This is a genomic window from Desulfofundulus thermobenzoicus, assembly GCF_009428905.1.
GTDB classification, from domain to species: Bacteria; Bacillota; Desulfotomaculia; order Desulfotomaculales; family Desulfovirgulaceae; genus Desulfofundulus_A; species Desulfofundulus_A thermobenzoicus.
Window position 1 is genome coordinate 1 of sequence record NZ_WHYR01000009.1, and the last position, 25,929, is coordinate 25,929.

At 58.9% G+C, this 25,929-nt stretch carries 23 protein-coding genes, 1 tRNA gene and 1 riboswitch; of the genes, 4 read left to right on the top strand and 20 right to left on the bottom strand.

The genetic code is table 11. The features are described from left to right. The 5 genes from GFC01_RS19275 to GFC01_RS04745 form a co-directional block, all read right to left on the bottom strand. A partial coding sequence (locus tag GFC01_RS19275) for a response regulator (RefSeq protein WP_243137254.1) occupies positions 1-1,223 on the bottom strand: 1,223 nt, incomplete at its 3' end. Positions 1,224-1,393: 170 nt separating this feature from the next. Then, complete coding sequence (locus GFC01_RS04730) at positions 1,394-3,658, bottom strand: chemotaxis protein CheA (protein WP_152945494.1); 2,265 nt, start codon at positions 3,656-3,658, stop codon at positions 1,394-1,396. A gap of 246 nt (positions 3,659-3,904) precedes the next feature. Next, entirely contained in the window at positions 3,905-4,399 is a 495-nt protein-coding gene (locus GFC01_RS04735) for a chemotaxis protein CheW (RefSeq protein ID WP_152945495.1), read from the bottom strand. Between the two features lie 169 nt (positions 4,400-4,568). Continuing rightward, positions 4,569-5,366 (bottom strand): flagellar motor protein, encoded by a 798-nt coding sequence (locus GFC01_RS04740; RefSeq protein WP_152945496.1) that lies wholly within the window; start codon positions 5,364-5,366, stop codon positions 4,569-4,571. 25 nt (positions 5,367-5,391) lie between these two features. After that, entirely contained in the window at positions 5,392-6,195 is an 804-nt protein-coding gene (locus tag GFC01_RS04745) for an OmpA/MotB family protein (RefSeq protein ID WP_152945497.1), read from the bottom strand. 442 nt (positions 6,196-6,637) lie between these two features. On the opposite strand from GFC01_RS04745, the gene GFC01_RS04750 reads away from it, so the two are divergent. Continuing rightward, positions 6,638-7,300: a tetratricopeptide repeat protein gene (locus tag GFC01_RS04750; protein WP_243137258.1), complete on the top strand. Its 663-nt coding sequence runs from the start codon at positions 6,638-6,640 to the stop codon at positions 7,298-7,300. A 68-nt stretch (positions 7,301-7,368) separates the two neighbouring features. Here GFC01_RS04750 and GFC01_RS19940 read toward each other — a convergent pair whose 3' ends face one another. The 8 genes from GFC01_RS19940 to GFC01_RS04790 all read right to left on the bottom strand — a co-directional run bounded on the left by GFC01_RS19940 (position 7,369) and on the right by GFC01_RS04790 (position 13,776). After that, positions 7,369-8,256, bottom strand: coding sequence for a methyl-accepting chemotaxis protein (locus tag GFC01_RS19940; protein ID WP_341473754.1), 888 nt, complete (start codon positions 8,254-8,256; stop codon positions 7,369-7,371). A 109-nt stretch (positions 8,257-8,365) separates the two neighbouring features. Further along, positions 8,366-8,563, bottom strand: coding sequence for a diguanylate cyclase (locus GFC01_RS04760; RefSeq protein WP_152945499.1), 198 nt, complete (start codon positions 8,561-8,563; stop codon positions 8,366-8,368). 519 nt (positions 8,564-9,082) lie between these two features. Beyond that, on the bottom strand, positions 9,083-9,532 hold the full coding sequence (locus GFC01_RS04765; protein WP_152945500.1) for a type II toxin-antitoxin system VapC family toxin: 450 nt from the start codon (positions 9,530-9,532) through the stop codon (positions 9,083-9,085). Next, positions 9,525-9,821, bottom strand: a complete 297-nt coding sequence (locus tag GFC01_RS04770; protein WP_152945501.1) for a type II toxin-antitoxin system Phd/YefM family antitoxin — start codon at positions 9,819-9,821, stop codon at positions 9,525-9,527. Before GFC01_RS04770 ends, GFC01_RS04765 begins: the two co-directional genes overlap by 8 nt. 397 nt (positions 9,822-10,218) lie before the next feature. Beyond that, positions 10,219-11,235 (bottom strand): spore photoproduct lyase, encoded by a 1,017-nt coding sequence (splB, locus tag GFC01_RS04775; RefSeq protein WP_152945502.1) that lies wholly within the window; start codon positions 11,233-11,235, stop codon positions 10,219-10,221. A 577-nt stretch (positions 11,236-11,812) separates the two neighbouring features. Then, positions 11,813-11,887: transfer RNA gene (locus GFC01_RS04780), tRNA-Val, on the bottom strand. A gap of 138 nt (positions 11,888-12,025) precedes the next feature. Further along, positions 12,026-12,862 (bottom strand): 2-phosphosulfolactate phosphatase, encoded by an 837-nt coding sequence (locus tag GFC01_RS04785; RefSeq protein ID WP_152945503.1) that lies wholly within the window; start codon positions 12,860-12,862, stop codon positions 12,026-12,028. A gap of 11 nt (positions 12,863-12,873) precedes the next feature. Continuing rightward, the gene (locus GFC01_RS04790; RefSeq protein ID WP_152945567.1) at positions 12,874-13,776 is read right to left on the bottom strand and encodes a heme o synthase; all 903 of its coding nucleotides are present in this window, start codon (positions 13,774-13,776) and stop codon (positions 12,874-12,876) included. 594 nt (positions 13,777-14,370) lie between these two features. Here GFC01_RS04790 and GFC01_RS04795 point away from each other — a divergent pair. Further along, a complete protein-coding gene (locus tag GFC01_RS04795; RefSeq protein ID WP_152945504.1) occupies positions 14,371-16,047 on the top strand; it encodes an ABC1 kinase family protein in 1,677 nt (558 codons plus the stop codon). 108 nt (positions 16,048-16,155) lie between these two features. After that, positions 16,156-16,314, top strand: coding sequence for a DUF1540 domain-containing protein (locus tag GFC01_RS04800; RefSeq protein ID WP_152945505.1), 159 nt, complete (start codon positions 16,156-16,158; stop codon positions 16,312-16,314). 616 nt (positions 16,315-16,930) lie between these two features. Here GFC01_RS04800 and GFC01_RS04805 read toward each other — a convergent pair. The 6 genes from GFC01_RS04805 to spoIVA all read right to left on the bottom strand — a co-directional run bounded on the left by GFC01_RS04805 (position 16,931) and on the right by spoIVA (position 23,665). Then, positions 16,931-17,749: a LysM peptidoglycan-binding domain-containing protein gene (locus GFC01_RS04805; protein WP_152945506.1), complete on the bottom strand. Its 819-nt coding sequence runs from the start codon at positions 17,747-17,749 to the stop codon at positions 16,931-16,933. Next, positions 17,750-17,916, bottom strand: a riboswitch (cyclic di-AMP (ydaO/yuaA leader). Between the two features lie 155 nt (positions 17,917-18,071). Beyond that, entirely contained in the window at positions 18,072-18,383 is a 312-nt protein-coding gene (locus GFC01_RS04810) for a hypothetical protein (RefSeq protein WP_152945507.1), read from the bottom strand. Positions 18,384-18,559: 176 nt separating this feature from the next. Next, complete coding sequence (locus tag GFC01_RS04815; RefSeq protein WP_152945508.1) at positions 18,560-19,795, bottom strand: aspartate kinase; 1,236 nt, start codon at positions 19,793-19,795, stop codon at positions 18,560-18,562. A gap of 76 nt (positions 19,796-19,871) precedes the next feature. Then, the gene (thrB, locus tag GFC01_RS04820; RefSeq protein WP_152945509.1) at positions 19,872-20,777 is read right to left on the bottom strand and encodes a homoserine kinase; all 906 of its coding nucleotides are present in this window, start codon (positions 20,775-20,777) and stop codon (positions 19,872-19,874) included. Between the two features lie 26 nt (positions 20,778-20,803). Continuing rightward, positions 20,804-22,093 (bottom strand): homoserine dehydrogenase, encoded by a 1,290-nt coding sequence (locus GFC01_RS04825; protein WP_152945510.1) that lies wholly within the window; start codon positions 22,091-22,093, stop codon positions 20,804-20,806. Between the two features lie 93 nt (positions 22,094-22,186). Further along, complete coding sequence (gene spoIVA, locus GFC01_RS04830) at positions 22,187-23,665, bottom strand: stage IV sporulation protein A (RefSeq protein ID WP_152945511.1); 1,479 nt, start codon at positions 23,663-23,665, stop codon at positions 22,187-22,189. A 312-nt stretch (positions 23,666-23,977) separates the two neighbouring features. Between spoIVA and GFC01_RS19290 the strand changes: the two genes are divergently transcribed. Beyond that, the gene (locus GFC01_RS19290; RefSeq protein WP_152945512.1) at positions 23,978-24,772 is read left to right on the top strand and encodes a C40 family peptidase; all 795 of its coding nucleotides are present in this window, start codon (positions 23,978-23,980) and stop codon (positions 24,770-24,772) included. Positions 24,773-24,857: 85 nt separating this feature from the next. Here the strand turns inward: GFC01_RS19290 and GFC01_RS04840 are convergent, their stop codons facing one another. Then, positions 24,858-25,916, bottom strand: a complete 1,059-nt coding sequence (locus GFC01_RS04840; RefSeq protein ID WP_341473755.1) for an NAD(P)H-dependent glycerol-3-phosphate dehydrogenase — start codon at positions 25,914-25,916, stop codon at positions 24,858-24,860. Between the last annotated feature and the right edge of the window lie 13 nt (positions 25,917-25,929).

The following is a 25,929-nucleotide window of genomic DNA, read 5'->3' on the forward strand; positions in this document are numbered from 1 at the left end:
GGGGTGCGGCGGGCGGCAGCCGCCGTGGTACTGGCCATGGTACTGGCGGGTCCGGGGGCTGCAGTGTCACCGGCGGCGGCCGTCGTGGTGCTGCCGGGGCCGGCGGCGGTTGCCGTGCTGGGGGCGGCAGCTGTCGGAGCACTGCCGGAGCGGGCGGCTGTGGTGCGGCGGGCCGGCACGGGGACGCCACCGCCGGGTGCCGGGCGCCGCCCGTAAAAGGGGCGGCTCTTCCTTTCACCGGCTGCCGTAGCGGAAGGGGCCGGGCCCGCCGGAGTCGGCTCCAAAGAGGTGGGGGCCGCATCCGGGCCGGCAGGGAAAGGCCGGCCATTTTTTTCATCCACCGGGCCGGCGGTGGATCCAACCGCTTCCGTGACCCGGTCACCTTTAGTTAATTCAGCGGGTGCAGTGACCCCTCCGGCGGCCGGTTGACCGGCGGCGGGTGCACTGACCGGGGTATAATCCGGTTTCATCTCGGAGAGAGCGGGTGCCGGGCCGACCTTTCCCCCCCCAGGACTGCCGGCGGGTTGGGGTGCAGAGGCGGCAGGATGCGGCTCCGTTTTTCCCGCAGGGCTGCCTGATTGATGAGGCACGGCCTTTTCCACGGGACCGGCGGATTTAACCGCACCTGCGCCCCGGCCGTCCTGCTTTGCCCAGGCGGGTCCGGTTGCCACCGGGGGTGAAGAGAACACAGGTTGTTTCTCTTCCTCCCGGGCAGCGGGGGAAACAGCGGCCGGACCGGCGGCTGCATCATGGTCCGCCGCCCCCTTTTCCTCCGCCGGCCGGTGGGTCATGGCCTTCTGCAGCAGGGTGCGCAGCAGCCGGCCCGTGTTCACCCCGGCCGCCGTGCGCAGCTTTTCCGCCAGTTCGTTGACCATGGCGTCCAGCTGGCCCGGGCGGGAGGGCTTGGCCACGAAATCTACCGCCCCCAGGGAGAGGGCCTGCATGGTGGCCTGGGCCCCGGCGGTGGTGAGGGAACTGAGCATGACCACCGGCACGGGGCACTGCCGCATCACCCGCCGCAGCACTCCCAGGCCGTCCAGAACGGGCATTTCCAGGTCCAGGGAGACCACGTCGGGCTTCAGGGCGCAGATTTTCCGCACCGCCTCTTCGCCGTCCACGGCGGTATCGATGATCTGGAACTCTCCCCGGCTTTCCAGCAGGCGGGTGATCACGCGGCGGATGAGGGCCGAGTCATCCACCAGCAGTACGCGTATCGGTGTCATTGTTGCCCCCCGGTTTAAAATGTGATTGGTGACATGCCCGTGGCGGATGAGGGCCGGAACCCTTTAGAAACCCTTATAACTCAGGCGCACAGGTCCTTCTAGTTTTTTAGAACTCCCACGGCGAATTTTTGCCGCGAGCAAAACCGCTTTTACCAGGCCGGTGCACCCGTTTACCCCGCCCGGTGCACCTCGTAAATAACCTCCTCCACCCCGGCGTCCTTGACGATGCCCCGGGCGTCCACGATCAGGGCCACCCGGCCGTCGCCCAGGATGGTGGCTCCCGAAAGGCCGGGTACCTGGCCCAGGTAGCTGCCCAGGGATTTGATCACAATTTCCTGCTCGCCGATGAGCCGGTCCACCACCACGCCCACCTTCCTGTCCCCGGAGCCCAGGATGACCACGGACAGCTTGCCTTCCTCCCGGCTCTTCTCCTGGAACAGGTGGGCCAGCCGCACCAGGGGCAGGACGTGCCCCCGCACCACAATTACCTCGGCGTGGCGCACCCGGCGGATTTCCCCGGGCTTTAAGGACAGGGTTTCCACCACGTTGGTCAGGGGGAAGGCGTAAACATGGTCCCCCAGGGCCACCATCAGCGCCCGGATGATGGCCAGGGTCAGGGGCAGCTTGATGGTGAAGGTGGTGCCCTTTCCGGGGGCGGTGTTGAATTCCACCGAACCGTTGATCTGCTCGATCTGGTTGCGCACGATGTCCATGCCCACGCCCCGGCCGGAGATGTCGCTGACCGTGCCGGCGGTGGAAAAGCCGGGGGTGAAGATCAGGTCCAGAATTTCCCTTTCGGAAGCCCGGGCGGCCTGCTCCCGGGTCATCAGTCCCTTTTCCACGGCTTTCTGCCGTATTCTTTCCGGGTCCATGCCCCGGCCGTCGTCCTTTAAGGTGATGACAATGTGACTTTCCACATAGGCGGCCTTCAACAGCACCCGGCCGGCCCGGGGCTTGCCCAGGCGCACCCTTTCCTCCGGCGGCTCGATGCCGTGGTCCACGGCGTTGCGCAAAAGGTGGATCAGGGGATCGCCGATGACCTCGATGACATTGCGGTCCAGCTCCGTCTCCCGGCCCTCGATGATAAAGTCGATTTCCTTGCCCATCTTGTGGGCCAGGTCCCGCACCATGCGGGGCAGGCGGTTGAATACCTGGGCCACGGGCAGCATGCGCGCCTTCATGATTTCTTCCTGCAGGTCGTTGGTCACCTGGCCCAGGTGGTTGGAGATCTCCACGATGTTTTCCGCCAGATCGTCGGAGCCGTACTTGCTTTCAAAGACCTCCACAAAGCGGTCCAGGCGGGTGCGATCGATGACCAGTTCCCCCACCAGGTTCATCAGCGTGTCCAGCTTCTGCACGTCCACCCGCACCGTCTTTACGCTGCTTTTCCCGTTAGCCGGCTGTTCTTTCCTGGCGGCCTGTTCCACCCGGTCCCCCGGCGCCTGAACCTTTTCCGGGAACTGCAGCCTGATGGGGTGCACCTCCACGCTGCTTACCTCGGCAATGGAGAAAACCAGGTTATGGATCTGGCCCGCATCTTCCCTGGTGATCAGAACCACGGTGAAGCCGGGGCCGTAGCGCCCTTCCTGCAGGTCTTCCGCCGCAGGCACGCTCTTGATAATCTCGCCGGTCTGCTGCAGCGTTTCAAATATGAGAAAGGCCCGGACACCCTTCATCTGGCAGCCCTGGTCGATGCCGATGTCCACCTGGTAGGCCTGAAAGCCCCGCACCTCCGCCTCCCGGATCACATCTTCCACCGCTTCCTCCAGGGTCAACTGCAGCCGGTAGGGGGCCTGCCCGGCCGGTTCCCCCGGAGCGGGCGGCACTGGAGCGGAAGTGGCGCTGGAGGCGGCTCCGGATGCCGGCTCCAGCGGCGACCCGGCAGCAAAGGACGCCGGCATCCCGCCGGAGGCGGTGGGCGGCGTTGAGCCGCGGATGGTGCCGGCGTTTTCCCCGGGCGGGGTCGCCGGGGGTGCCCCCTCCTCCCGGAAGGTAACGGAGGCGGCTGCCGCTTCCGGCGCGGCTGCCTTTCCGGGAGCGCCCTCCAGGGGGGCGGGGCAGCCCTGCTGGCACTGGCGCAGCTTTTCCATCACCGGGTCGATGTCCACCTCGTCCGTCCCGGCCAGGATCTCTTCTTTTAACAGTTTCAGTGCATCCAGGGCTTCAAAAAGGGTGTCCACCAGGGTTTCGGTGACGGCCATGGTACCCTGCCGCAGGCGGTCGAAAAGGTTTTCGATCTCGTGGGTGAGGGTGGACATTTTTTCATAGCCCATAACCGCCGAAGAGCCCTTGATGGTGTGGGCGGCCCGGAAAATCTCCTGGATGACCTCGGGGCTGCCCCCGTCCCGTTCCAGGAGCAGGACGTTGTCATTTATCACCTGCAGCTTTTCTTCCAGTTCTTCCATAAAGACGGCAATCTCTTCTTCCGTGAACAATGGTGATCACCTTCCTGTTGCCCGCCGCTGCCGCGGTACGGTTGTTTTTGTGTCCGGTCTGTCCGGGCCGGCCGGCACCCTTTGCGGGCGGGTCCGGCCTGCAGGACGTTCCGGCAGCCGGCTTCTCGGGCAGTTCCGGCAAAGTGCCATTCCGGGGAATCGGCCGGGTTTTTGGCCGGTCCCGGCATCCAGCCCCCATCCCGGCATGCCGCCGGGTTTTCCGGTCCTTCCGGCATCCGGCCCCCCTTAAGAAGCCGCCTTATTTTCCAGCTGACCGGCCAGTTCCTGCAGTGCCTCCTTTTCTTCCCGGCGGAAGACCCGGGTGGTATCCAGGAGGATGATCAACCGCTCGCCCACCAGGGCGATGCCCTGCAGGTAGGCGGCGCTGACCCCGGCCACCATGGCCGGCGGCGGCTGTATGGATTCCCGGGACAGGCGCAGTACCTCCGACACGCCGTCCACCATCATCCCGGCGGTGGCGCCCCCCACTTCCACGATCACTATGCGGGTGTGGTCGGCCACGGCGGTGGGGGCCAGGCCCAGGCGGCGGGCCAGGTCGATGACCGGGATTACCCTGCCCCGCAGGTTGATCACCCCTTCCACAAAGGAGGGTGCGCCGGGGATGGCGGTGATGTCCGCCGCCCGGATGATTTCCATGACATGGCCGATGTCCACACCGTATGTCTGCTCTTTTAAGCGGAATACAACCAGTTGCAGTTCGCCCTCATGACCGTCGGCCAACGGGCTCACTCCTTTCTTGATGGCATAAAACTAAACCGGCAGGGTGTTGAAGCTTATGGGCAAAGGCCTTTTTTCTCATTATATGGGATAGATTAAAGGTGCCAGACTGATCAGGCGAAGCCGGCACCATGAATTGGCAAAGTAATGCATGTCCCGGAGCCGCTGCAGGCTATTCCGCGAATCTCTCGCGGGTTTCAAACTCTTCTTCCCGGGCTTTGCGGGATTCGGGCTTCAAAAAGGCGGTCAGGCGCTCCCGGATCAGTATGGGGTTGTACCCCGCCTGCAGGGAAACGATGCCCTCCAGCATCATCTGGCGGTTGAGCATTTCCTTTTTGCTCAGGTTCTGCAGCTTGGCCGCCAGGGGCAGCCAGAAGATGTTGGCGCTGGATACGCCGTACAGGGTGGCGATGAAGGCCATGCCGATGGCCGGCCCCAGGGTTTCCGGAGAACTGATGGAGCTCAGCACATGCACCAGGCCCATCACCGTGCCGATAATGCCCATGGTGGGGGCGTAGCCGCCGGCGGCTGCAAAAATGCCCGCCCCCACCTGGTGGCGCTCCTCCAGGGAGTAGAGCTCCGCTTCCAGGATGCTGCGCACCAGTTCCGGGTCGGTGCCGTCCACCACCAGCTGGATGCCTTTGCGCAAAAACTCGTCGTTCACTTCGTTCAGGCGGTTTTCCAGGTACAAAAGGCCTTCCCGCCGGGCTTCGTCGGCCAGGCCGACAATGAGTTCGATGGTCTCCGTGGGCTCGGGCACGGTGCGGGCAAACCCCACCCGGAAGAGCCGTGGTACCTGTTTTAAATCGCTGAAGGAAAAGCTGAAAATGGTGGCAAAAATGGTGCCCCCAAAAACGATCAGAGCCGCGGTGGGCTGGAGGAGGGCGGTGGCATGACCGCCTTCCAGCACAAAGCCTCCTACCAGTGCCACCACGGCACCGATAAAACCGATAAGGGCCGTTAAATCCATGGTCATCCCTTTCCCGTCACAGTTTTTATGGCTGCGGGGCGGGCGCCGGCGTGGTCCCCGGTGTATTTACCGGCACGGCCCCCGGCGTGGACCCCGGCTCGGCGCCGGTATATTTGCTGCGCAGGATTACCACGTCCACCCGACGGTTCAACTGGCGGTGCTCCTCCGAGTCGTTGGGCACCCGGGGGCGGTACTCCCCATACCCCACTGCCGACAGGCGCTGGGGCGGGAAGTGGGCCTGGTTGATCAGTTCCCGCACCACCGTCAGGGCCCGGGCCGTGGACAGTTCCCAGTTGGAAGGATACTGGGGCGTATGAATGGGCAGATCACAGGTATGCCCCTCAATGCGTATGTAGTTGGGGGTTTTCAGCAGGACCGGCGCGATGCTGGTGATGGCCTGCCGCGCTCCCCCGGTGAGCTCGGCCGAACCCCGCTTGAAAAGAACCTCCTCCTGGAAGCTGACCACAATACCCCTTTCTTCATTGGTGGCCGTTACCCTGGCCGCCAGCCCCTCCTGCTGGATCTGCCGCAGCAGTTCCTGGCGGATGTTTTCCATTTCCCTCTGGTCGGCAATGTCCTCCCGGGGCACTTCCTGCTGGGTGCCGCTGATGCCCGGGACCACCGACGGTCCCATGTTTTCCAGAATCACTCCCCCGCCACCCATGGCCTTATTTAATGATTCGGCCAGATAGCGGAATTTCTTGATATCAATCTGGCTTAAAGAATACATGACGATGAAAAATATGAGCAGCAGGGTGATCATGTCGGCATAGGTGATCAGCCAGCGTTCCATGCTGCCGTATTCGGTCTTGCGGTTGTGCCGTTTCATGGGACGGGCTCCTTTCTGCAAGGGCGTTAATGGGTCATGGGGAGGGGGAATATGGATCCGTTTTGTCGATGTAACCAGAATTCGCCCTTCCTGGAAAAGTTCCTTCCGGTTTATTGTTAAAAGTTTGCTAAACCCCCCGGGGGGAAAAAGGGGACAGGCTCCCTTTTTCGGAAAGGAGTCCGCCGGATCTCATTTCTTTTTGACGGCTGATGGACGGGTGGAGGATTTTTTTGCGCCGGGTTGAAGTAATATCACTGGAGCTGCCCTCGGGGCGGCTAAACCCGACGGGCGGGGACTATTCTCACGCCTCTGCAGGTACATGGCCTGTCACAAGCCAATCGTGGCGGTTTAATTCCAAATGACCGGTTGCCCGGGCGGTCATTTGTTCCCTTATGTGTATACTATGTAAACCCTTCGGCGGGGAAGTGATCCTTTGAAACGAATGCCGATCTTTTTGCTGCTTTTTCTGGCCGCTGGCGCTTCCATCTGGCTGTACGGCCACTGGAGGACGGGCGGATCTTCCCCTTTCGCACCGGCTGCCGGATCGAAAAATACGCCCCGGGCGGAGCAGGCGCCGGAACCGCCCCGGGAGCCTGCCATGACGGAAGCCGGGTCAAAGGCCATGGAAATTTTTGAGCAGGGCCTGCAGGCCTATAACAGCCGCCGTTTCGACGAGGCTGTCGGCTATTTCGACCGGGCGCTGCAGCTTGATCCCAACTGCTACCCGGCCCTGAGCTACAAGGGGGCGGCCCTGGCCTTCAAGGGCGATTACCGCGGAGCGGTGCAGTTGCTGGACAGGGCCATTGCCCTGAAGCCCGATTGCGACGGGGCCTACTTTAACAAAGCCCTGGCCCTGGAACTGGCCGGGAAATACGACCAGGCCCTGGACTGTTATGACCGGGCTCTGGCCATCAACCCGCGGAACCCCTGGTCCTATTACGGCAAGGCCAGCATCTACGGCCGCCTGAAAAACGTCGGTGCTTGCGTGGAGAATTTGCAGAAGGCCATAGACATAGACCCTTCCACCAGGGAACATGCCAGAACCGAAGCCGATTTCAACAACGTACGCAATGCCCCGGAATTTCAGCGGCTGGTTTACCGTTAAGCCGGTGGCGGTACGGGTTCGAACCGCCGGGGTAAGTGGTCCGTACTATGCTCACGGCCACTTGCCCCTTAAGATAAAAGCTCATCGGCTTGTCTTTTTAGATCCGCTGCCACTGCTCCCAGTTCATTAACTGCAGCGCTGATTTCCTGCGCCGAAGCCGCCTGCTGCTGGGTTGCCGCCGACATCTGCTCAATGGAATGGGTCAGCTCCATTATGGACCGCTGCATTTCCTGCAGTGTCTGCATGATTTCTTTTACCGAACGCTGGGTATCCTGGGACATCTTGCGAATTTCACCGGCCACCACGTTAAATCCCCGACCGGCCTCACCTGCCCGGGCCGCTTCTATGGCTGCATTCAATCCCAGCATATGGGTCTGTTCGGCAACCTCCTGGATCAGGTTTACTATGTCATCGGTTTTTTTAATTTCATCCCTGATATTCTGTGCCCCGCTATTCAAGTTCTCCATGGTGGCCGCCAGTTCTTCTGCTGTAGCTGAGAGGTTGTTAATGGCCATGGACATGGTACTAATCTGATTTTCCATATTATCTGCCGCTGCCATTAACTGCTCCTGGCGTGTAATGGGAGCGGTCATGCCAAGTGCGCCGATTATCTTTCCCGAATCGGGTGCGTTAATGGGACAGGCCGTACCGATGTAAGGAATTCCGTACACTTCCTTTTCCACCCTGATAACGGCCCTTTGGCCATTGCGCAGGGCCAGATCCGTCACGCTGCCTTCTTTTATGTAATCACCCGGTCTTAAAGAGAGGGATACACTGCCGGGAGCGCAGTATATATACCGTTCCAGGTCAGAAACATATACTCCCACTTCCTCACCCAACAAATTCTTGATAAAGGGTGCCAGTTCCAGAGCATTTGCCAGGAAATCCCTTTCTGCCTGAGCTGGTCCTCCGGTACCGGTTTCCTCCCCGGGAGCCGGTGGGATTTTTTCTATCACTGTATCTTTCACTGTATCGAAAGAGGGTTCCATAGACGAACGAGTTCCTTTTTTCTTAAGCAGTGGTAAACTCATACATTCACTCCCTTTCATTAGTCCTCAACTGTACTTAACGGCCGAGGAGTGGCTCCATATCGTCCGCAGCCGTTTGCAGCCGGTTACGGCCCTCCTTTTTGGCCTGATACAGGGCGCTGTCGGTAAACTGAACCAGGACGCTTATATCCCGGGTGCTTTGGGGATAGGTGGCCATGCCGATGGAAACAGTGACCCTGCCCCGGGGTAGGCGGATACCGGAAATATGGCGCATCAACTTAACTTCTTCCCACTCCGCAGCGGCAAGTTTGCCCGGCTTTAACAATATGGTGCTATCAATGCCCGGCTTGCCTATGTCGTGCAGCAGGCCCGCTAAGTAGACCCGCTACAGAAAAAAGCTCCACCATGAGCCAGAGATGTTACTGTTCATACAGGGTTAAACTGAACGGGGAAAATATTTTATGAAGGATTTATGGAGGGGAACGCAGGTGGGAATGAATAGAAAGACAGAACCGGATGGGGAAGGATGGCTTTGGTAGTAATGCGTGGTTTACCTGCAAGTTTATGCTAGTTATAAGGTTATTTACCCCCCCCCCCCCCGGGGGAACATTTGTTTTAACTGTGTCTGCAACATCATTAAAAAAATCACCTTCTGCTCATAAGCTCCAGGTACTTTATTCTACAAATACTCTAAAATCCCTTTTGAAATCACAGGCAGCGCCAGGAAAACGACGAATAAGTAGAACCTGAACATTATGAACTACCCCATTATTTTAGACGCCGAAAACCAGGGTCAAGTTCCCAACAGCTTCACATATTTTCTTTTACCACCCAATATGTTAACCAGCTTTTCATCCGCCGTCCAATACTCGCATTCTTCCCCTGTTCTTTCCGCAACCACCTCAGCTACAGCCATAAAAGCAGCATCGTACATGGTGGGCAGGTCAAAGTAGCGGCTGATCTTCCACGCCCGGTCCATGATCACATCGTCACCCAGGTACTCCACTCCTGGGAATTGCCGGAACTCCAGCCACAGGTCGTCTGCTTCCTGTACGGCCAACTCGCCCCGCCTGCGCTTTTTTCGTAAAACGCTTCCCACTTCCGCCCAGGCGAACGCGGGCAGGACAATGAGTTGCCTGTCGCGGATTACCCTTTGCAGCAGAGCAGTGGCTTTATCGCTGCCTTCCTCCCCGGTAAGAAACTTGACCAGCACGGAAGTATCCAGACAGATATAGTTACTCATGGCGGCCCAGTCCTTCCCGCATCTCGCGTATTAACGGGGTGGAATCGCTTTGCGCCTTTTTTGTCACCTTGGCCCTCAGTTGCAGTATCCTGTCCAGGCTGTCCTTCCTGCCTTTTGTGAGCAAATCAGTTTCATCGGGCCGCTGCATTTTCTCGAAGGTTTCCGGATCAACCAGGTAAGCGGCGGGCCTGGAGCGTTGCAAGATTACCACCGGTTCCTTCGTTTTGGCTATTTCAGAAAGAATTTCACGGATGTTAACTCTTACATCTGTTACGTTTACCATGCGCATCGCAACCACTCCTAATACTATTGTTAAATGTAATTATATCACCAGGTGGAAATGATTGCAACACATGGAAAGGAAATTTTCTGAAAACCTTCTCAACAAAAAAACAGCCCGCAGGCTGTTCCGGTAATTTTGTCTATGATGTTGCGCTGGCCTGGTGCTGGTACGGAACCACTATTTCCAAATCCGGGTGCAGGACGTACTTAAGGTCGTCCGGATTTCTGGTGTATAGCGGTAATCTGCAGGCTATGGCTGTGGCCGCTATATAGCAGTCCTCTATATGGTGGTCACGGTACCCGGCAGATTGCCGGGATAACAGGCCAGCAATATGAGCGATTCTTTTTGTTGTGGGCAGGATAAGGGAAAACTTGGGCAAAACAGTTTGGTGTCTGTGAAGGTTTTATACAATATACTCGATATGTGATGCGGGAAAAAGTTCCATTACTTTTGCCGATAAGATACTTTTTATTTTCCCCATTAAATCGTCTGTATAGACGTATTTACCATATCCAAACTGGCCAAATTTAAATTTTCTGTCCTCGTTCCCCATTGGCAGGGTGGTGGCGGGGAAAATCTCTGCTATTTTCTTCCTGGCCCGTTCAGTAAAACGGTGCGTAACGAATTCGAAAGAAAGTTTTTCAATATTGTTGCATCTGGCTTTAACGAACTCCAGCAGTTTTATGTAATCATCCTGCCAACCTTCATAGACGATGACCGGGGCGATCATGAAACCAAGAGGATAATTGGCCGCGGCCATCTTTTGAGCCGCTTCCAACCGTTCTTCCAGAGAGGGAGTTCCGTGTTCAAATTTTTTAATTACCGCCGGCGTGTTCAGGCTGAACCGGCAAACAGTATGATCGTTATGGCTGATACCGAGCAGTGAATCAACGTCGGTAAACTTGGTGACAAAACGGAAACGGCCGTATTTTTGTCCGGCAAAAAACGTAATGGCCCTGGCCAGCGCGCCGGTATATCTTTCTACCGGAATTGGATCAGAGGTTGCCGAACCTTCGAATATGGTTACTTCAGGTTTTCTTTGGTCAATGTAATTGCCGGCCCGGTCAAGAATCTCATCTATATTTACATATGCTCTGATATAGGGTTTTTCCGGCAGGCTGCTGATTAGATAACAATACTCACATTTGCCCGGACAGCTTGTTGTTAAAGGTAATTGAAAATGGGCTGAAGGCTTACAGGTTTGAAATGTCAGGTTTTTCCTGACCCCCAAAACAAGAGTTTTTTTAGCTTCCCGGTATTTTTCCTGTGGGGTCTTACCCGGTATACCGCCAACCCTGTTATGAGAGCCGATTATAGCAAGCTCCACGGGCTGTGATTTAAAATAATCATACAGCGAACGCCCGAGCGGATAACCTAACGCTTCCCTTTCAATCATTACCCTGTTCGGGATAAATTCCATAATACCATCAGGACCTTTTTGAGTAAATTATCTTTACTGTTTTTTTCGGTTAAGTTATTCTGCCCATCGTCGAAAATAATACTCCAACCGATAGACCAAATATTGGCCGGGCAACCATTTTTATACTACCTTACTTCATGTCTTTTTCGGGGGAGCCGTAATAATAACCAGTGTATCCTTGATGTCGCCGGGTAGCGAAAAAAACGATTCTTGTAAATTTGGCACTTCTTACCATTCCTTTCTAAAATTAAGCCGGGCGCATTAAGCCCGGCGGATTATCCTTTGCCTAACGTCGAAGGCGTGTTAACCAGTCAAAATGGTAAGAGAAGCTAATTAAGTGGGAATGCTGAATCGGGCCTCCGGCAGGTTATTCCGCCACCGCCGCCCATCCCGAAACCAGCGGTTTCCATTCACAAAAAAAACGGGCGAGTGCCCGGCTATCATCAGCCTGTATTATCATAAAAACGGCAGCCGTCAGGACCCCCCCTGGCGGCTAAAACTTTTCCCCGTTTTAGTACTGTTTTAGTAAACCGCTATATTTTAGCGGGCTCCGATTTCCCGGAGCCCTTGTCTTTCCTGGTGGGCACGGCTGGTTTCGAACCAGCGACCTCTTGAATGTGAGTCAAGCGCTCTCCCGCTGAGCTACGCGCCCGTTTTCTTTTTTCCCGAGGGATATCCCCCCGCTGCACCACTTATTTTATCATATTCGACCGCCGGATGCAAGGGGAATTTTGCATAAGCCCGGGTACGCTGGCGTAAAGCAAGGCAACTGGCGGAGCCCGGTGGGGATTTACGACGGGGGGTCAGACCCCTTCTGGGTTATCCGGCCGGTATTATTTTCATCCCTGTTTGTGATAACAGACAGCAAGTCCCCTTCCCCCGGTTTCACCACCGGTACCACCGGGAAGACGTTGAGCCGGGCGCACCAGTCCAGGTCGTCCGCCAGGCCCATGGCGGCCAGCCTGCGCCCGTGCCGGGAGTGGTCGAAGGCGGCGCGGGGGTTGTCGCGGTAGGCCCGGGCCAGGTGCAGGGCAGTTACGGTCAGATCGGACAGGTCCAGGGGAAGAAGTTTTAATGACCCCTCTTCCGGCCTGTTGCCGGATATTAGTTCCACAAGTTCCAGCACTACCATCCCCGCCGCCAGGGTGTCCTCCAGGGAAAAGCGGCCTTCGCTGCCGGCGCAGATCAGGGTGATGTCCTGTCCCAGGCGCAGCAACTCCCCGGCCACGGCCCGGGCGTTCAAAAGGCTGCCCGCCAGTACGGTGCGGGCTCCCCGGGCGGCCGCCGCCAGCGCCCGGGTGCCGTTGCTGGTGGTGAGCACCAGGGTTTTGCCTGCCGCCACCTCGGGAGGGAATTCCAGGGGGGAATTGCCGTGGGGAAAGCCGTCGACCTTCCGTCCCCCCCTTTCCCCCGCCAGCAGGACTGGTATGCCTTTATTTTCCAGCATGGCCGCTGCCTGCCGGGCTTCCTCTACTTCCACCACGGGCACTACCGCCCGGCAGCCGTTGGTCAGGGCAGTAGCCATGGTGCTGGTGGCCCTCAGCACATCAAAAACCACCGCCGTGCGGCCGGCCAGATCCTCCGGGTTGATGCTTTGGACAACAGGGATTACATCTATAATTTTCATTGTTCGCCCTTTCACCTCAGCCACACATCCACCATCATACCCAGGAAAAGCAGGAACAGGTAGGGACTGGAGAACTTGAACAGAAGCCAGGCGTTTTCCCGGGTGGGGCGCAGGTAAACGTATGCGCTTAAGATCAGGGCCGCCAGGCCGGTGAGCACCGCCGTAAACAGGTAGGTGTTCCCCCAGGGGCCGGCCAGGTATATCCACAGGGAGAAGAGGACCATCAGGATGACCGTGGACAAAAGGCAGTGCAAAGCCCTCCTGATCTCACAAACCACCGGGAGCATGGGTACTTTTACCCTGGCGTAGTCATCGCTGTAGAAAATGGCCAGGCTCCAGATGTGGTTGGGAATCCACAGGACTACCAGGGCGGCAATGAGCACCGGCAGCAGTGACACCCGTCCGGTGGCCGCCGCCCAGCCAAAAAGGGCCGGCAGGCCGCCGGAAAAACCGCCCAGGATGATGTTCCAGGAACTGCGGCGCTTCAGCCACAGGCTGTATATGCCCACGTAACCGAGCAACCCCCCCCAGAGGCAGACGAAGGCAATGGGGTTGAGCATCCAGCCCAGGACGATGGAGGCCAGAAACAACAGAAGTCCCCAGTACAGCGCCCTTTCCGGCGGACAAATTCTGCCCTCCGGAATGGGGCGTTTTTTGGTCCGGTCCATGGTGGCGTCCAGGTCCCGGTCCACATAACAGCTGATGGTGTTGGCCCCGGCGCAGGCCAGGGTGACTGCCGCCATGGCCACCAGGAACCGGGATGCCGGCACCGGGCCATCAAAGGACGCTGCCACGACCATGGTGGCCAGGGCGGTGAAAACCAGCAAAAGAACGGAGCGGGGCTTGGTCACTTCCAGGTAGGCCAGGGCTGTATTCCTGAAATCGTAACGGGGCCTTGCCAGGCCGCTTTCCATGTTCACCGGTTTTGCCTCCCTTAACCAATATGTTGTTAATGCCGGCACATAATACCTTTTACCAACCGCCCGTGATAATTGTTTTCACAACCCATGGACGAAAACATACCAGTCGGATCATCCCCCGGGGGGGCTGTCCCTTTATGTTATTGCTTTCACTTTTCATCTGTCTGCTTCTCCTCACTTCCAGTGGGACGGTCGGTTCATACAAAAAAATTATACAATCCCGTGGGCAATTTGACCATGGATAATATTCCTTATTGTTCATTCGTCGTTTCCTGCCTTTTTCCTGCCGGCTGCCCCGCCGGAAAAGGGTTTTCCGGGCCGGTTGTGGAAACACTAAGGCGAGGAAACTTTTTACTTTGTCATCTATCCGGGGACTTTTACCACCATATCGCCGACGACCGGCGATTATTTCCAGGGGAGTCGTCCATGAGAACGTTTATTCCCTTCCCGGTACTCACAGATGTTCGGATGTTGCCGGGAAAATATACACGGATTAGCACAATTTACTTCGAAAATTACCTATTCCGGTGAATGCTGGGCCGCTTAACCCGACGACCGACAACTATTTTCTCGAGGAGCAATTCTTCCATGCAACTCCATTTACGCAAGCGTTATAAACATTTCACCCGCTACCGGGAAATTGCCCAGGTGCTGGTGCGCCACGGCTTCGGCTACCTGGCCCGCCAGCTGGGCCTGGGGGAGTTTCTGGGCCTGGCCCGGCAGACCCGGGACGGGGATGACGCAAGGGCTCCGGAAAGTCCTTCCCCGGCCGAAAGGGTGCGCCTGGTGCTGGAGGAACTGGGTCCTACCTTTATCAAACTGGGGCAGGTCCTTTCCACCCGCCCGGACCTGCTGGCGCCGGAGTATATTGCTGAACTGGAGAAATTGCAGGACCGGGTGCCCCCCTTCCCCTTTGCTCTGGTCCGGGAGCAAATCCGGATGGAACTGGGGCTGCCCCTGGACGGGATTTTCACCCAGTTCGACCCCACCCCCCTGGCCGCCGCTTCCATCGGGCAGGTCCACCGGGCTGTTTTACTGGACGGGCGGCCGGTGGTGGTCAAGGTGCAGCGGCCGGAAATTGAAAGAATCATTTCCACGGACATGGAGATCCTTTATGATGTGGCCCGGCTGGTGGACAGGCACGGTCCCTGGCGGGATCTCTACCGTTTTGAGGAAATGGTGGAGGAGTTTGAGCGGATTCTCAAGGAAGAGCTGGATTTTACCGCGGAGGGGCGCCATGCCCGCCTATTCCGTCAGAATTTCGCCGGTGACGACACGGTATATTTTCCGTCCGTCCACTGGGACTACACCACCCGCAGGGTGCTGACCTTGGAGTATGTATCCGGGGTTAAACTGACCCGGCCGGAGGAACTGGACCGGGCGGGCATCGACCGGCGGGTGGTGGCCAGGCGCCTGGCCGACGCCCTGCTGCGGCAAATTTTGCTGCACGGCTTCTTTCACGGGGATCCCCACCCGGGCAACCTGGCCGCCCTGCCCGGAAACCGGGTGGTTTTTATGGATTTTGGCATCGTGGGGCGCATGGATGATCAGTTGCGGGAGGGAATGGGGGACCTGATTCTGGGGCTGGTACGGCGGAGCACCCCCCAGGTGGTGCGGGCGGTGGAAAACCTGGGGGTGGTGCCGCGCCATGTGGACCGGACCGCCCTGCACCGGGATATTGATGCGTTGCGGGAAAAGTATTACGAAATTCCCTTGAGCCGGATCAGCCTGGCCGATTCCCTGGGGGATGTGATGGCGGTGGTCTTTAAACACCGCATCCGGGTACCCACGGAGCTCACCCTGATGGTGAAGTCCCTGGTTACCGCCGAGGGGGTGGCCGTACAGCTGGACCCGGAGTTGAGCATAGTGGAGATAGCCCGTCCCCTGGGCCGGCGCCTGCTGGCCCGCCGCTTCAGCCTGCCGGGATTGAAGAGGCTGGTGGCGGAACACCTGGAGGATTATCACCAGCTTTTCACCACTCTGCCCCACCGGCTGGACCGGGTGCTGGACCTGGCCGTGTCCGGCGAAATCAAAATAAAGGCGGTGAACCCGGATATGGATCGCATGTTCAGCCGTTTCAACGCCATGGTTAACCGGCTGGTGCTGGGCATTCTCCTGGGTTCCCTGATGGTGGGCTCATCACTGCTGGCGGGACGGGGCTACACCGTGCTGTGGGGGCTGCCCGTGGCCGAGGCCGGTTTCCTGGCCGGCGGGATTCTGGGGGTGGCGCTGATCATTTCCATATTGCGTTCCCGGCGGTTTTAGGGTGCATGAAACAGGTTATAATACATCCGGGCTTTAACCGCCCCAAAAACTCACCCGGCCGGGCCGGCCGGGCGGGAAAGCATGCATTTATGAATCAGGGGGGTCTGTATGGAACAAAGGATAAAGTGTCTGGTCGAGGAATGTGTCTATAACGATTGCAGGCGCCGGATCTGCCGGGCGCCGGCCATTGAAGTGCGGGCCAGCGGCGACCGGGCGGTGTATACCGCCGACGGCTGCAAGTGTCATACCTTCAAACCGCGGCCGTAAAACCGGCTGGCCGGTGTATCCGGCGCGGGGACGCTCGCCGTCCTGAACCGGTGCGAGCAATTGGCCCTTCGCGGGAAGGCCTGTTCCGGTGCATAAGAACACGGGCAATGACGGCAGAATTGTTACGTTCCGCCTGCAAAGGGCTTCACGCCGGCGCACCGGGTGGAACCGACCACTTTGGTCCGGTGACAGCCGGCTTTCAGCAATGCTCCCCCGGTCAAGGGTATTGTTAAATAACCGGGGGTCTCAAGCCCGGGACCATGATCACCATTAAGGCCAGCAGCAGGACAAAGAGAATAAAACGATACACCCTGGCAACACCTCCATCTGCGGGACCCCGTTATAATCAGTTACGCCATCGTAACGGCGCGTGGTCGGGGTGTGCCCCCTCCCACGAAGGATCCCATTAATAATCAATAATGCCATCGTACTCAGCCACATCCCGCCCGCCCGGTTTTTTGTCGCCTGCGGGTATATTCAAACTCCCATTGTAATCATTTTACCCCATAAATGTGTACAATTTACTACGGTTACGTTAATTTTTTGTTAAATAACAGGACGCCCGCCTTGAAGCGGGCGTACCGGGGTTTTTACGCAGTTATTTCCGGTTGTTTTATCAGTAAGTGAAGGTAAAGCTGTCCGAAACCATGCTCACGGGCCGCGACTGCAGCCAGCCGTTGGGCACCCAGGATTCAAAGAAATACAGGGCGCCTCCGGTGGGGTCCACCCCGTTCAAGGCGTCCAGGGCGGCCCGGCGGGCTTCGTCGCTGGGCGGACGGTTGATCCAGCCGTTTAATACGGGCTCGAACTGGTAGGACCCCGTTTCGTCCACCTGGTAGACCACCCCCTGGATGGACCGGGGGAAAATGCCGCTTTTAACCCGGTTCAGCACCACCGCCCCCACCGCCACCTTGGTGATATAGGACTCGGAGTCGGCTTCGGCGGTAATCAACCGGGCCAGCAGATCAAAGTCGGAACGGCTATAGTCAACTGGACCGGAAGTAATGCTGCCCCGGCTGACCTGGGCCGGACCTGTCCCACCACGGGCGGCGGACGGGATGACCAGTTTTTGTCCGGGGTAGATCACATCGCTTCCCAGGCTGTTGGCTGATTTGATTTCTTCAATGCTTGTGGCGTAACGCCGGGCGATCAGGTAGAGGCTGTCCCCCGGCTGTACGGTATATGTTCCGGTATTATCTGTGTGTCCGCCTTTTCCCGGGATGCATAGCTGCTGTCCCGGGTAAATCAGGTCGTTGTATATGCCGTTGGCCTGGCACAGTTCATTCAAGGATACGCCGTAATACCGGCTGATGGAGTAAAGGGATTCGCCGGCGCTGACGGTGTGGGTGGCGGCCGCGGCCATGCCGGCGGGCAGTAATAACGCGGCCGCTAAAGCGGCCACCAGGCAGCGGCCCCAAAAGGACAGGCGACTCATTTCTTCCCTCCCTTTTGCCTCCGGGGTTAGCTGATGGGTTCGGGTAGAGGGCACCCTACCACGGGTCTTTTATTTCACCTCCCGGGACGCCGTGGATTCACCCCGCACCGTATGTATTCCCCCGTACCCCGGGTTCTGTCTTTCCGGGGATTCGGCCTCTGGAAAATTAGTTTGTACATTTTAATTATACAGGCCTGCCCCTGGAAATGCCAAGTGGTAAATAATGACAGGTTGGCTGTATGAAAGATTCCAATTATTCACGTATCATATTTGTTGGATGGGTTATTTTCCCGGGTTTTGTTGCGGTAATTATGGACCGTTTTTATAAACGGCGGCGAAAGGGGCCGGGAAACCAGCCCTTTTCTGCCGGCGGTGCGGTTGGAGGAATAATCAGGGCGATGGTGATCCCCGGAAAGGGAGGGTTGTAGCCTTCGGGTTCCCCCTCACCGGGGGTAACCGGCCTTTCCGGCGCGGCCGGGCCGCCCTTCCCCGGCGTTATGCGGGCCGGGGCGGTTTGACGGTCGTTCCCACGGCGCCCGCTGCCGGGGGAAGGGTTAGGTGCTCCGGACTGCCAGGTTATGAGCATGACGGTGGCAAACAGGGCCAGAGATACCAGCAAAAGGAGGTAAACCATAGATCCATTCCCTTCCAGTGGTTTACCTCCAGTATGACCGTTCAGCCATCTGTTTATTCGTGAATAATCAACCACGTAAATGCGCCACAAAACTGTTCTGTTTAAAAAGGAGCAGGGCGGCGGCCGCGGCTATCCCGTAAACGTACCTTCCGGTTGCAGTACGGTGTTTTCCCTTTCTAGGCGCTGGCCACGCAGTCCTCCTCCCCGGACAGGCCGAACTGGCGGTGCAGCGCCCGCACCGCCCGGGCGGTTTCGTGGGCTTTGATGATGCAGGAAACCTTGATTTCCGAGGTGGAGATCATCTCCAGGTTGATGTTTTCCCGGGCCAGGGCTTCGAACATCATGGCCGCCACGCCGGGGTTGGTCACCATGCCCGCCCCCACAATGGATACCTTGGCCACGTTTTCGTCGTAGGTGTAGCCGGCTATGCCCACCCGGTCCTTGATCTTCTCCACCACGGCCAGGGCCTTTTTCAAATCGCTCTGGGAAACGGTGAAGGAAATGTCGTTTATCCCGTCCCGCATGGCGCTCTGGATGATCATATCCACGTTTATATTTTCGTCGGCCAGGGCCCGGAAAATGCGCCAGGCGATGCCGGGCCGGTCGGGTACGTCGAAAAGGCCGATTTTGGCCACGTTCAGGTCATGGGCCACGCCCGTGACCACCATTGCTTTTTCCATGTTGCCGACCTCCTTGACTATGGTGCCCAGATTATGGTTGAAACTGCTGCGCACATGTATGGGTATGCCGTGGATTTTGGCGCATTCCACCGACCGGTAATGGAGTACCCCCGCGCCCAGGTGGGCCAGTTCCAGCATTTCATCGTAGGAGATTACCGGAAGCTTGCGGGCGTCGGGCACCAGCCGCGGATCGGCGGTAAAGACGCCGTCCACGTCCGTGTAGATTTCACACAGGTCGGCTTTCAGCGCCGCCGCCAGGGCCACGGCGGTGGTGTCGGAGCCGCCCCGTCCCAGGGTGGTGATGTCGTTGGCCTTGTTTATCCCCTGGAAGCCGGCCACCACCACAATTTTGCCCGCAGCCAGTTCGGCGTTGATGCGGTCCGTTTTAATTTCCAGAATGCGGGCTTTGGTGTGCACGTTATCGGTGAGGATGCCCACCTGGGGCCCGGTGAGGGAAATGACCTGCTCACCCAGATTGTTGATGGCCATGGCCAGCAGGGCAATGGACACCTGCTCGCCGGTGGACAGGAGCATGTCCATTTCCCGCTCGGGCGGATTATCCGTAATTTTATGCACCAGGTTAATCAGTTCGTCGGTGGTGTCGCCCATGGCCGAGACCACCACCACCACCCGGTGTCCCTGCCGGTGCACCTCCACCACCCGCTGGGCCACCCGCCGGATGCGCTCCGGTGTGGCCACCGATGTTCCGCCGTATTTCTGCACTACCAGCAACTAAGATCTCCTCCAGTGAAAAAGTTTGGTGTAACGTCCAGGATAATTATCACCCAACCCGCGAAGAAAAACAACCTTACCTTTTTACTTCCAGGGCGCGGGCGCCCACCGGGCTGGGCTCCAGGACCAGCGCCCGGGCCTTGATGCCGCTTTCCAGGAAGGTGTCCTTCATCACCCGGGCGATCAGCTCCAGGTTGCTGTCGGCAAAGGCGATCAGGGTGGGCCCGGCACCGCTCAAGCAAACCCCCCGGGCGCCGGCCAGGCGGGCCGCCGCCAGCACCTTTTTCATCCCCGGCACCAGGGTGGAGCGGTAGGGCTGGTGGAGGCGGTCCTCCATGGCCGTGGATAAAAACTCCAGCCGGCCCTGCTGCAGGGCGGCCACCAGCAGGGCCACCCGCCCCAGATTGAAAACGGCGTCGGCCATGCTCACCTGCTGGGGCAGCACTTCCCGGGCCGAGCGGGTGGAAAGGGGAAAATCGGGTATGGCCACGGCCACCTTCAGGCCGGGGGGCGGATCTATCTTCAGGTAGCGGACCTCCCCTTCCACCAGGGTGGAGATGATAATGCCCCCCAGCATGGCCGGGGCCACGTTGTCCGGGTGACCTTCCACGGCCGCGGCCAGGGACAGAAGCTCCCGGTGGGAGAGCCGGCTGCCGGCCAGGATGTTGGCGGCAATCAGCCCGCCCACAATGGCCGATGCGCTGCTGCCCAGGCCCCGGGCTACGGGGATGTTGTTGATCAAACGGATGCGCAGGCCGCCGGGGTCGCAGTTCACCTGTTTGAACAGGCGCAGGGCCGCCCGGTAGACCACGTTGCTTTCATCCCGGGCGATGTCAAAAGCGCCCTCCCCGTGCACTTCAATGGACAGGCCGGCGCCGGTGCGCACCATTTCCACGGTGTTATATAATTTGAGGGCCATGCCCAGACAATCGAAGCCCGGTCCCATGTTGGCCGTGGTGGCCGGAACCTGCACGCGGACCATCTTTAAAACCCCCCGTGGCTCAACCATCAATTGCCTTCCACCCGGATGCAGTTGGAAATCTCGTTCACCGCCGATAACCTTTCCACCAGGCGCAGGGCGTCCTGGAGGTTTTGTTCCCGCACCCGGTGGGTGACCAGGACGATCTCGGCCTTTTCCCCGTCGGTATGTTTTTGCAGCACCGAGGCCAGGCTCACTTCCTTGTCCCCAAAGGCGTAGGCAATGGAGGCCAGTACCCCCGGCCGGTCGGCCACCTGCAGGCGCAGGTAATACATGCTTTCCAACCGGCCCATGGGTTTGACGGGCTTCTGCTCGTAACAGGTGCAGCCCACAATGCCCGGCACCTTATGCAGGATGTTCCGGGCCGCGTCCATCACGTCGGCCGCCACGGCGCTGCCCGTGGGCATCTCCCCGGCGCCCCGGCCGTAGAACATGGTTTCACCCACGGCGTCTCCCCGCACGAAGATGGCGTTGAAAACATCGTTCACCGCGGCCAGGGGGTGGCTTTTGGGTACCATGGTGGGGTGTACCCGCACTTCAATGCCTTCCGGCGTCTCCCTGGCGATGCCCAGAAGCTTGATCACATAATTTAATTCCCCGGCGTAGGCAATGTCCCGGGCGGTGATGCGGCTGATCCCTTCCACGTAAACGTCATTGATGGTGATGCGGGAGTTGAAGGCGATGGAAGCCAGTATGGCCAGCTTGCGGGCGGCGTCCAGCCCCTCGATGTCGGCCGAAGGGTCGGCCTCGGCATAGCCCCGGGCCTGGGCCTCCTGCAGCACCTGGTGGAAGTCGGCCCCCTCCAGGGTCATTCTGGTGAGCATAAAATTGGTTGTTCCATTGATAATGCCCATGATTTCCTGAATGCGGTTGGCCGCCAGGCACTGCTTCAATGGCCGGATGATGGGAATGCCCCCGGCCACGCTCCCTTCGAAAAGCAGGTCGGCGCCGCTGGCTTCGGCGGCGGCAAAGAGTTCCCGGCCGTGCAGGGCGATCATGTCCTTGTTGGCGGTGACCAGGCTTTTGCCCCGTTCCAGGGCGGCCAGGGCGTAATCCAGGGCCGGGTGGATACCCCCCATCACTTCCACGATAATGGCTATATCCGGGTCTTCCAGTATGGCGGAGAAGTCGCCGGTCAGCAGTGACCGGTCTACCTCCAGACCCCGGTCCTTATGGGGATCCCGGACCAGTATGCGGGCAATGATCAGGGGGGCGCCCACCTTGTGGGCGATATTTTCGGCGTTGTCCGTGAGAATGCGGTAGACCCCGCGCCCCACCGTGCCCAGGCCCAGGAGGGCTATTTTTACAGGTGAGTGCAAAATCCTCTCCCCTTCCTGCGGTGAATCAAGACATCATGAATATTTTATCATCCCTGGTCAATCCGGGCAAACAAAAAACCGGTCTTTGACCGGTTAAATAATGATGCAGATCAGTCCGCCGCTTCCGTCGTTGACAATACGCTGCAGCGTTTCCTGGAGCTTTACCTGGGCGTTTTCGGGCATGCGGTAAAGTTTGTTTTGAATTCCCTCCCGGACCAGGTCGTGGACCGATTTGCCGAAGATTTCCGACTGCCAGATTTTTTGCGGGTTGGATTCAAATTCGTTGAGCATATAACGGACCAGTTCTTCGCATTGCCTTTCGGTGCCGATGATGGGCGTGATTTCCGTGGCGATATCGGCCTTGATCATGTGGATGGAGGGGGCCGTGGCCTTCAGCTTCACGCCGAAATGGCTGCCCTGGCGGATGAGCTGCGGCTCCTCCAGGACCATCTCATCCAGGGTGGGGGTGACCACCCCATAGCCGCTTTCCCGTACCTCGGCCAGGGCCCGGGCCACCTTGTCGTATTCCCGCTTGGCCACGGCCAGTTCCTTTACCAGGCGGAAGAGGTCGTGGTCGCCTTCGATGGGCAGGCCCGATTCTTCACTGAGCACCCGGTAGTACAGCTCCTGGGGGGAGGTTATTTCAATGGCCGCCACCCCGGTGCCCATATCCATCCTGGTCAGGTTGACCGACTGGATAAAATCGTAGTCAGCCAGGTTTTCCACCGCCCCGTGCACGTCCCGCAGGCGGCGCACATTCTGGATGGTTTCCCGTACCGTATTTTCAAACTGCTGCCGCAGCCAGTGCCTGCTTTCCAGTTCCTCCACCCACAGGGGCAGGGCAATGTTCACTTCGTTCACCGGGAATTCCATGAGTACCGTTTCCAGGATGAACAGGGCGTCCTGCTGGCTCAGCTGCAGGCAGTCCACAGGCAGGACGGGCACGTCGTATTTGTCGGCCAGTTCCCCGGCCAGGGCCAGGGTTTCCTGGTCCCGGGGATGGGTGCTGTTCAAAAGGACCAGGAAAGGCCGGTTGATGTCCTTGAATTCGGCAATCACCCGCTCCTCGGCCTCGATGTAGTTTTCCCGGGGGATGTCGGTAATGCTGCCGTCGGTGGTGACCACAATGCCGATGGTGGAGTGGTCCGAGATAACCTTGCGGGTGCCGATCTCCGCCGCTTCCTGGAAGGGAATGGGTTCTTCGAACCAGGGGGTGGTGACCATACGGGGGCCGTCTTCCTCTTCATAGCCCAGGGCACCTTCCACCCGGTAGCCCACACAGTCCACCAGGCGCATTTTAACCTTTAAGTTGGGGGAAAGGGTGATTTCCACCGCCTCATTGGGCACGAACTTGGGTTCAGTGGTCATGACGGTGCGGCCGGCGCCGCTCTGGGGCAGTTCATCCTTGGCCCGTTCCCGGTCGTAGGGGTTTTCAATATTGGGGATCATCAAAAGTTCGGCAAAACGTTTGATGAAGGTGGATTTGCCCGTGCGGACGCCGCCGCTCACGCCCACGTAAATATCGCCGCCGGTGCGTTCCGCCATATCCCGGAAGATGTCCAGCTTTTCCATGAACGTGCTCCCTCCTCAAATCAAATTTTCTTCCGTTGCCCGTTTATATAAAAGTTGTACAACGTGATCGCATCCCCCCCTGGTCAAGGCAGGGTCTATTTTTTTCCAGTGGCATACATTAACAATATATATATATTTCCTGCGGGATGGAATATGACCGGGGAAATTTTTTTGTTTCGCCGGTTTCGCCGGACCCCCGGGTGCCGGGTTTTGATTTTTTTGGAGAAAGATTTCCCACTGCCGGCAGGAATCCTTGTCCCGGTGTCGAACAATCTTATTGACCCGAATAAGTTGTCGGAAGGAGAGTGATGAATGAAAGGGTCGGAGAAGAGTGCGCGTGCACACAAAATCCACCGGTGGCCCGTTCCGGCAGTGGTCTTTTTGTTTTTCCTTTCCCTGCCGGCCTTTGCCTGGGCTGCCGGTAACCATGGGATTGTCACCGGTACCGGTTGCGCTGTCAGCCAGTCCCGGGATGCCACCGCCCCGGCAAAAGCGGTTTTGGTGGCTGCCCGGGACACCGCGGCCGGTGGAGTTGAGTATACGGTTTGTCCGGGGGATACTTTATACAGAATAGGGCTGCGTTACGGGGTGAGCTACGAGGCCATCATGGAAGCCAACGGGCTGACCTCCACCCTGATTTATCCCGGCCAGGTCCTGTCCATCCCCGCCAAAGGTGAGGGGGCGCCCGCCCGACCGGCGCCGCAGGAACAGGAGGTATCCCGGGCCGGGGGAACCGATGAGCGGGGCATACTGGCCAAGGCCGCTTCCCTGCTGGGCAAGCCCTATGCCTATGGCGCCAGCGGACCTTCTTCCTTTGATTGTTCCGGTTTCACCGCCTATGTGTTCCGGCAGGCCGCCGGCATCAACCTGCCCCACAACGCCGCCGCCCAGGCGGAACTGGGCCGTCCGGTGAGCCGGGACCAGTTGTCCCCGGGAGACCTGGTATTCTTCGGCTATTACGGCAGCAGAGGAATCGGTCATGTAGGTATTTATGTGGGAGAAGGCCGCTTTATTCATGCTTCCACCAACAGGGGGGTAACCTATTCCTCCCTGAGCGATACCTATTACGCGAACAACTATAAAGGAGCCCGCCGGATTATCCGTTAGTTTGTTAAAAAACCCCGCTTAAGCGGGGAGTAACAGGTGGTTCAAACTCAAACAGCCCGGCAGGGCTGTTTGTTTTATAAGGGGTTTATCCCGGCCGGGGGCCGGTCTGCCAGCGCACCAGGGCGGCGGCCATGGCCACCTCCTCCATTTCGTGGCGGCGGCCCCGGGTCATCAAATTGGTCACTGCCGCCCTGGGGGACAGCCCTTCAAAGAGCACCCGGTATATCTGCTCGGTGATGGGCATTTCCACCCGGTATCTGGCGGCCAGGCGGTAGGCGGCGCGGGTGGTGCGCACCCCTTCCACCACCATGTGCACGCTGGCCACCGCCTCGGCCAGGCTCTTCCCCCGGCCGATTTCCATCCCCGCCCGGCGGTTGCGGCTGTGCATGCTGGTGCAGGTGACGATTAAATCCCCCACCCCGGCCAGGCCGGCGAAGGTCAGGGGGTTGGCCCCCAGGGCCATGCCCAGGCGGGTAATTTCCGCCAGCCCCCGGGTCATCAGGGCCGCCCTGGTGTTATCCCCGAAGCCCAGACCATCGGCAATGCCCGTGCCCAGGGCGATGATATTTTTCAAAGCCCCTCCCAGTTCCACCCCGGTCACATCGGGATTGGTATAAACCCGGAAGCTGGGGGTCATAAACAGCTCCTGGGCCCTGCCGGTGGTTTGCGGGTCCCGACCGGCCACCACCACGGCTGTGGGCAACCCCCGGCCCACTTCCTCCGCATGACTGGGGCCGGAAAGGACCACATAACGGCCCGCATTATCCTCCCCGGCCTCTCCGGTAAAAACCCGGGACAGGGGCTGCAGGGTGTCTTCCTCGATACCCTTGGCGGCGTTGATAACCATCACCCCGGGGGGCAGGAGGGGCAGCGCCTGGCGCAAAACCGGGCGGAAGGCATGGGAAGGGACACCGCAGACCACCGCTCCGGCCCTTTCCAGCACCCGGGGGAGATCCACGGTTACCTGTATTTCCGGCGGCACGGCCACCCCGGGCAGGTAACGGCCGTTTTCCCCCGCTTCCCTTATCTGCCGGGCCAGGTCTTCCCGGCGGGACCACATGCTCACCTGCATTCCCTTCCCCGCCAGGAGTACGGCCAGGGCCGTGGCCCAGCTGCCGGCCCCTAAAATGGCCACCTTGTCCACAAAACTTCCCTTC

Coding starts and splice junctions, on each gene's coding strand:
- thrB (WP_152945509.1), bottom strand. CDS start 20,777: ATGGTCCGCGTGCAGGTTCCGGCCACCACGGCCAACATGGGACCGGGC.
- GFC01_RS19290 (WP_152945512.1), top strand. CDS start 23,978: ATGAAAGGGTCGGAGAAGAGTGCGCGTGCACACAAAATCCACCGGTGG.
- GFC01_RS04800 (WP_152945505.1), top strand. CDS start 16,156: ATGGAACAAAGGATAAAGTGTCTGGTCGAGGAATGTGTCTATAACGAT.
- GFC01_RS04810 (WP_152945507.1), bottom strand. CDS start 18,383: ATGGTTTACCTCCTTTTGCTGGTATCTCTGGCCCTGTTTGCCACCGTC.
- GFC01_RS04795 (WP_152945504.1), top strand. CDS start 14,371: ATGCAACTCCATTTACGCAAGCGTTATAAACATTTCACCCGCTACCGG.
- GFC01_RS04765 (WP_152945500.1), bottom strand. CDS start 9,532: ATGAGTAACTATATCTGTCTGGATACTTCCGTGCTGGTCAAGTTTCTT.
- GFC01_RS04805 (WP_152945506.1), bottom strand. CDS start 17,749: ATGAGTCGCCTGTCCTTTTGGGGCCGCTGCCTGGTGGCCGCTTTAGCG.
- GFC01_RS04750 (WP_243137258.1), top strand. CDS start 6,638: ATGCCGATCTTTTTGCTGCTTTTTCTGGCCGCTGGCGCTTCCATCTGG.
- GFC01_RS04740 (WP_152945496.1), bottom strand. CDS start 5,366: ATGGATTTAACGGCCCTTATCGGTTTTATCGGTGCCGTGGTGGCACTG.
- GFC01_RS04790 (WP_152945567.1), bottom strand. CDS start 13,776: ATGGAAAGCGGCCTGGCAAGGCCCCGTTACGATTTCAGGAATACAGCC.
- spoIVA (WP_152945511.1), bottom strand. CDS start 23,665: ATGGAAAAGCTGGACATCTTCCGGGATATGGCGGAACGCACCGGCGGC.
- GFC01_RS04745 (WP_152945497.1), bottom strand. CDS start 6,195: ATGAAACGGCACAACCGCAAGACCGAATACGGCAGCATGGAACGCTGG.
- splB (WP_152945502.1), bottom strand. CDS start 11,235: ATGGAATTTATCCCGAACAGGGTAATGATTGAAAGGGAAGCGTTAGGT.
- GFC01_RS04760 (WP_152945499.1), bottom strand. CDS start 8,563: ATGCGCCATATTTCCGGTATCCGCCTACCCCGGGGCAGGGTCACTGTT.
- GFC01_RS04770 (WP_152945501.1), bottom strand. CDS start 9,821: ATGCGCATGGTAAACGTAACAGATGTAAGAGTTAACATCCGTGAAATT.
- GFC01_RS04785 (WP_152945503.1), bottom strand. CDS start 12,862: ATGAAAATTATAGATGTAATCCCTGTTGTCCAAAGCATCAACCCGGAG.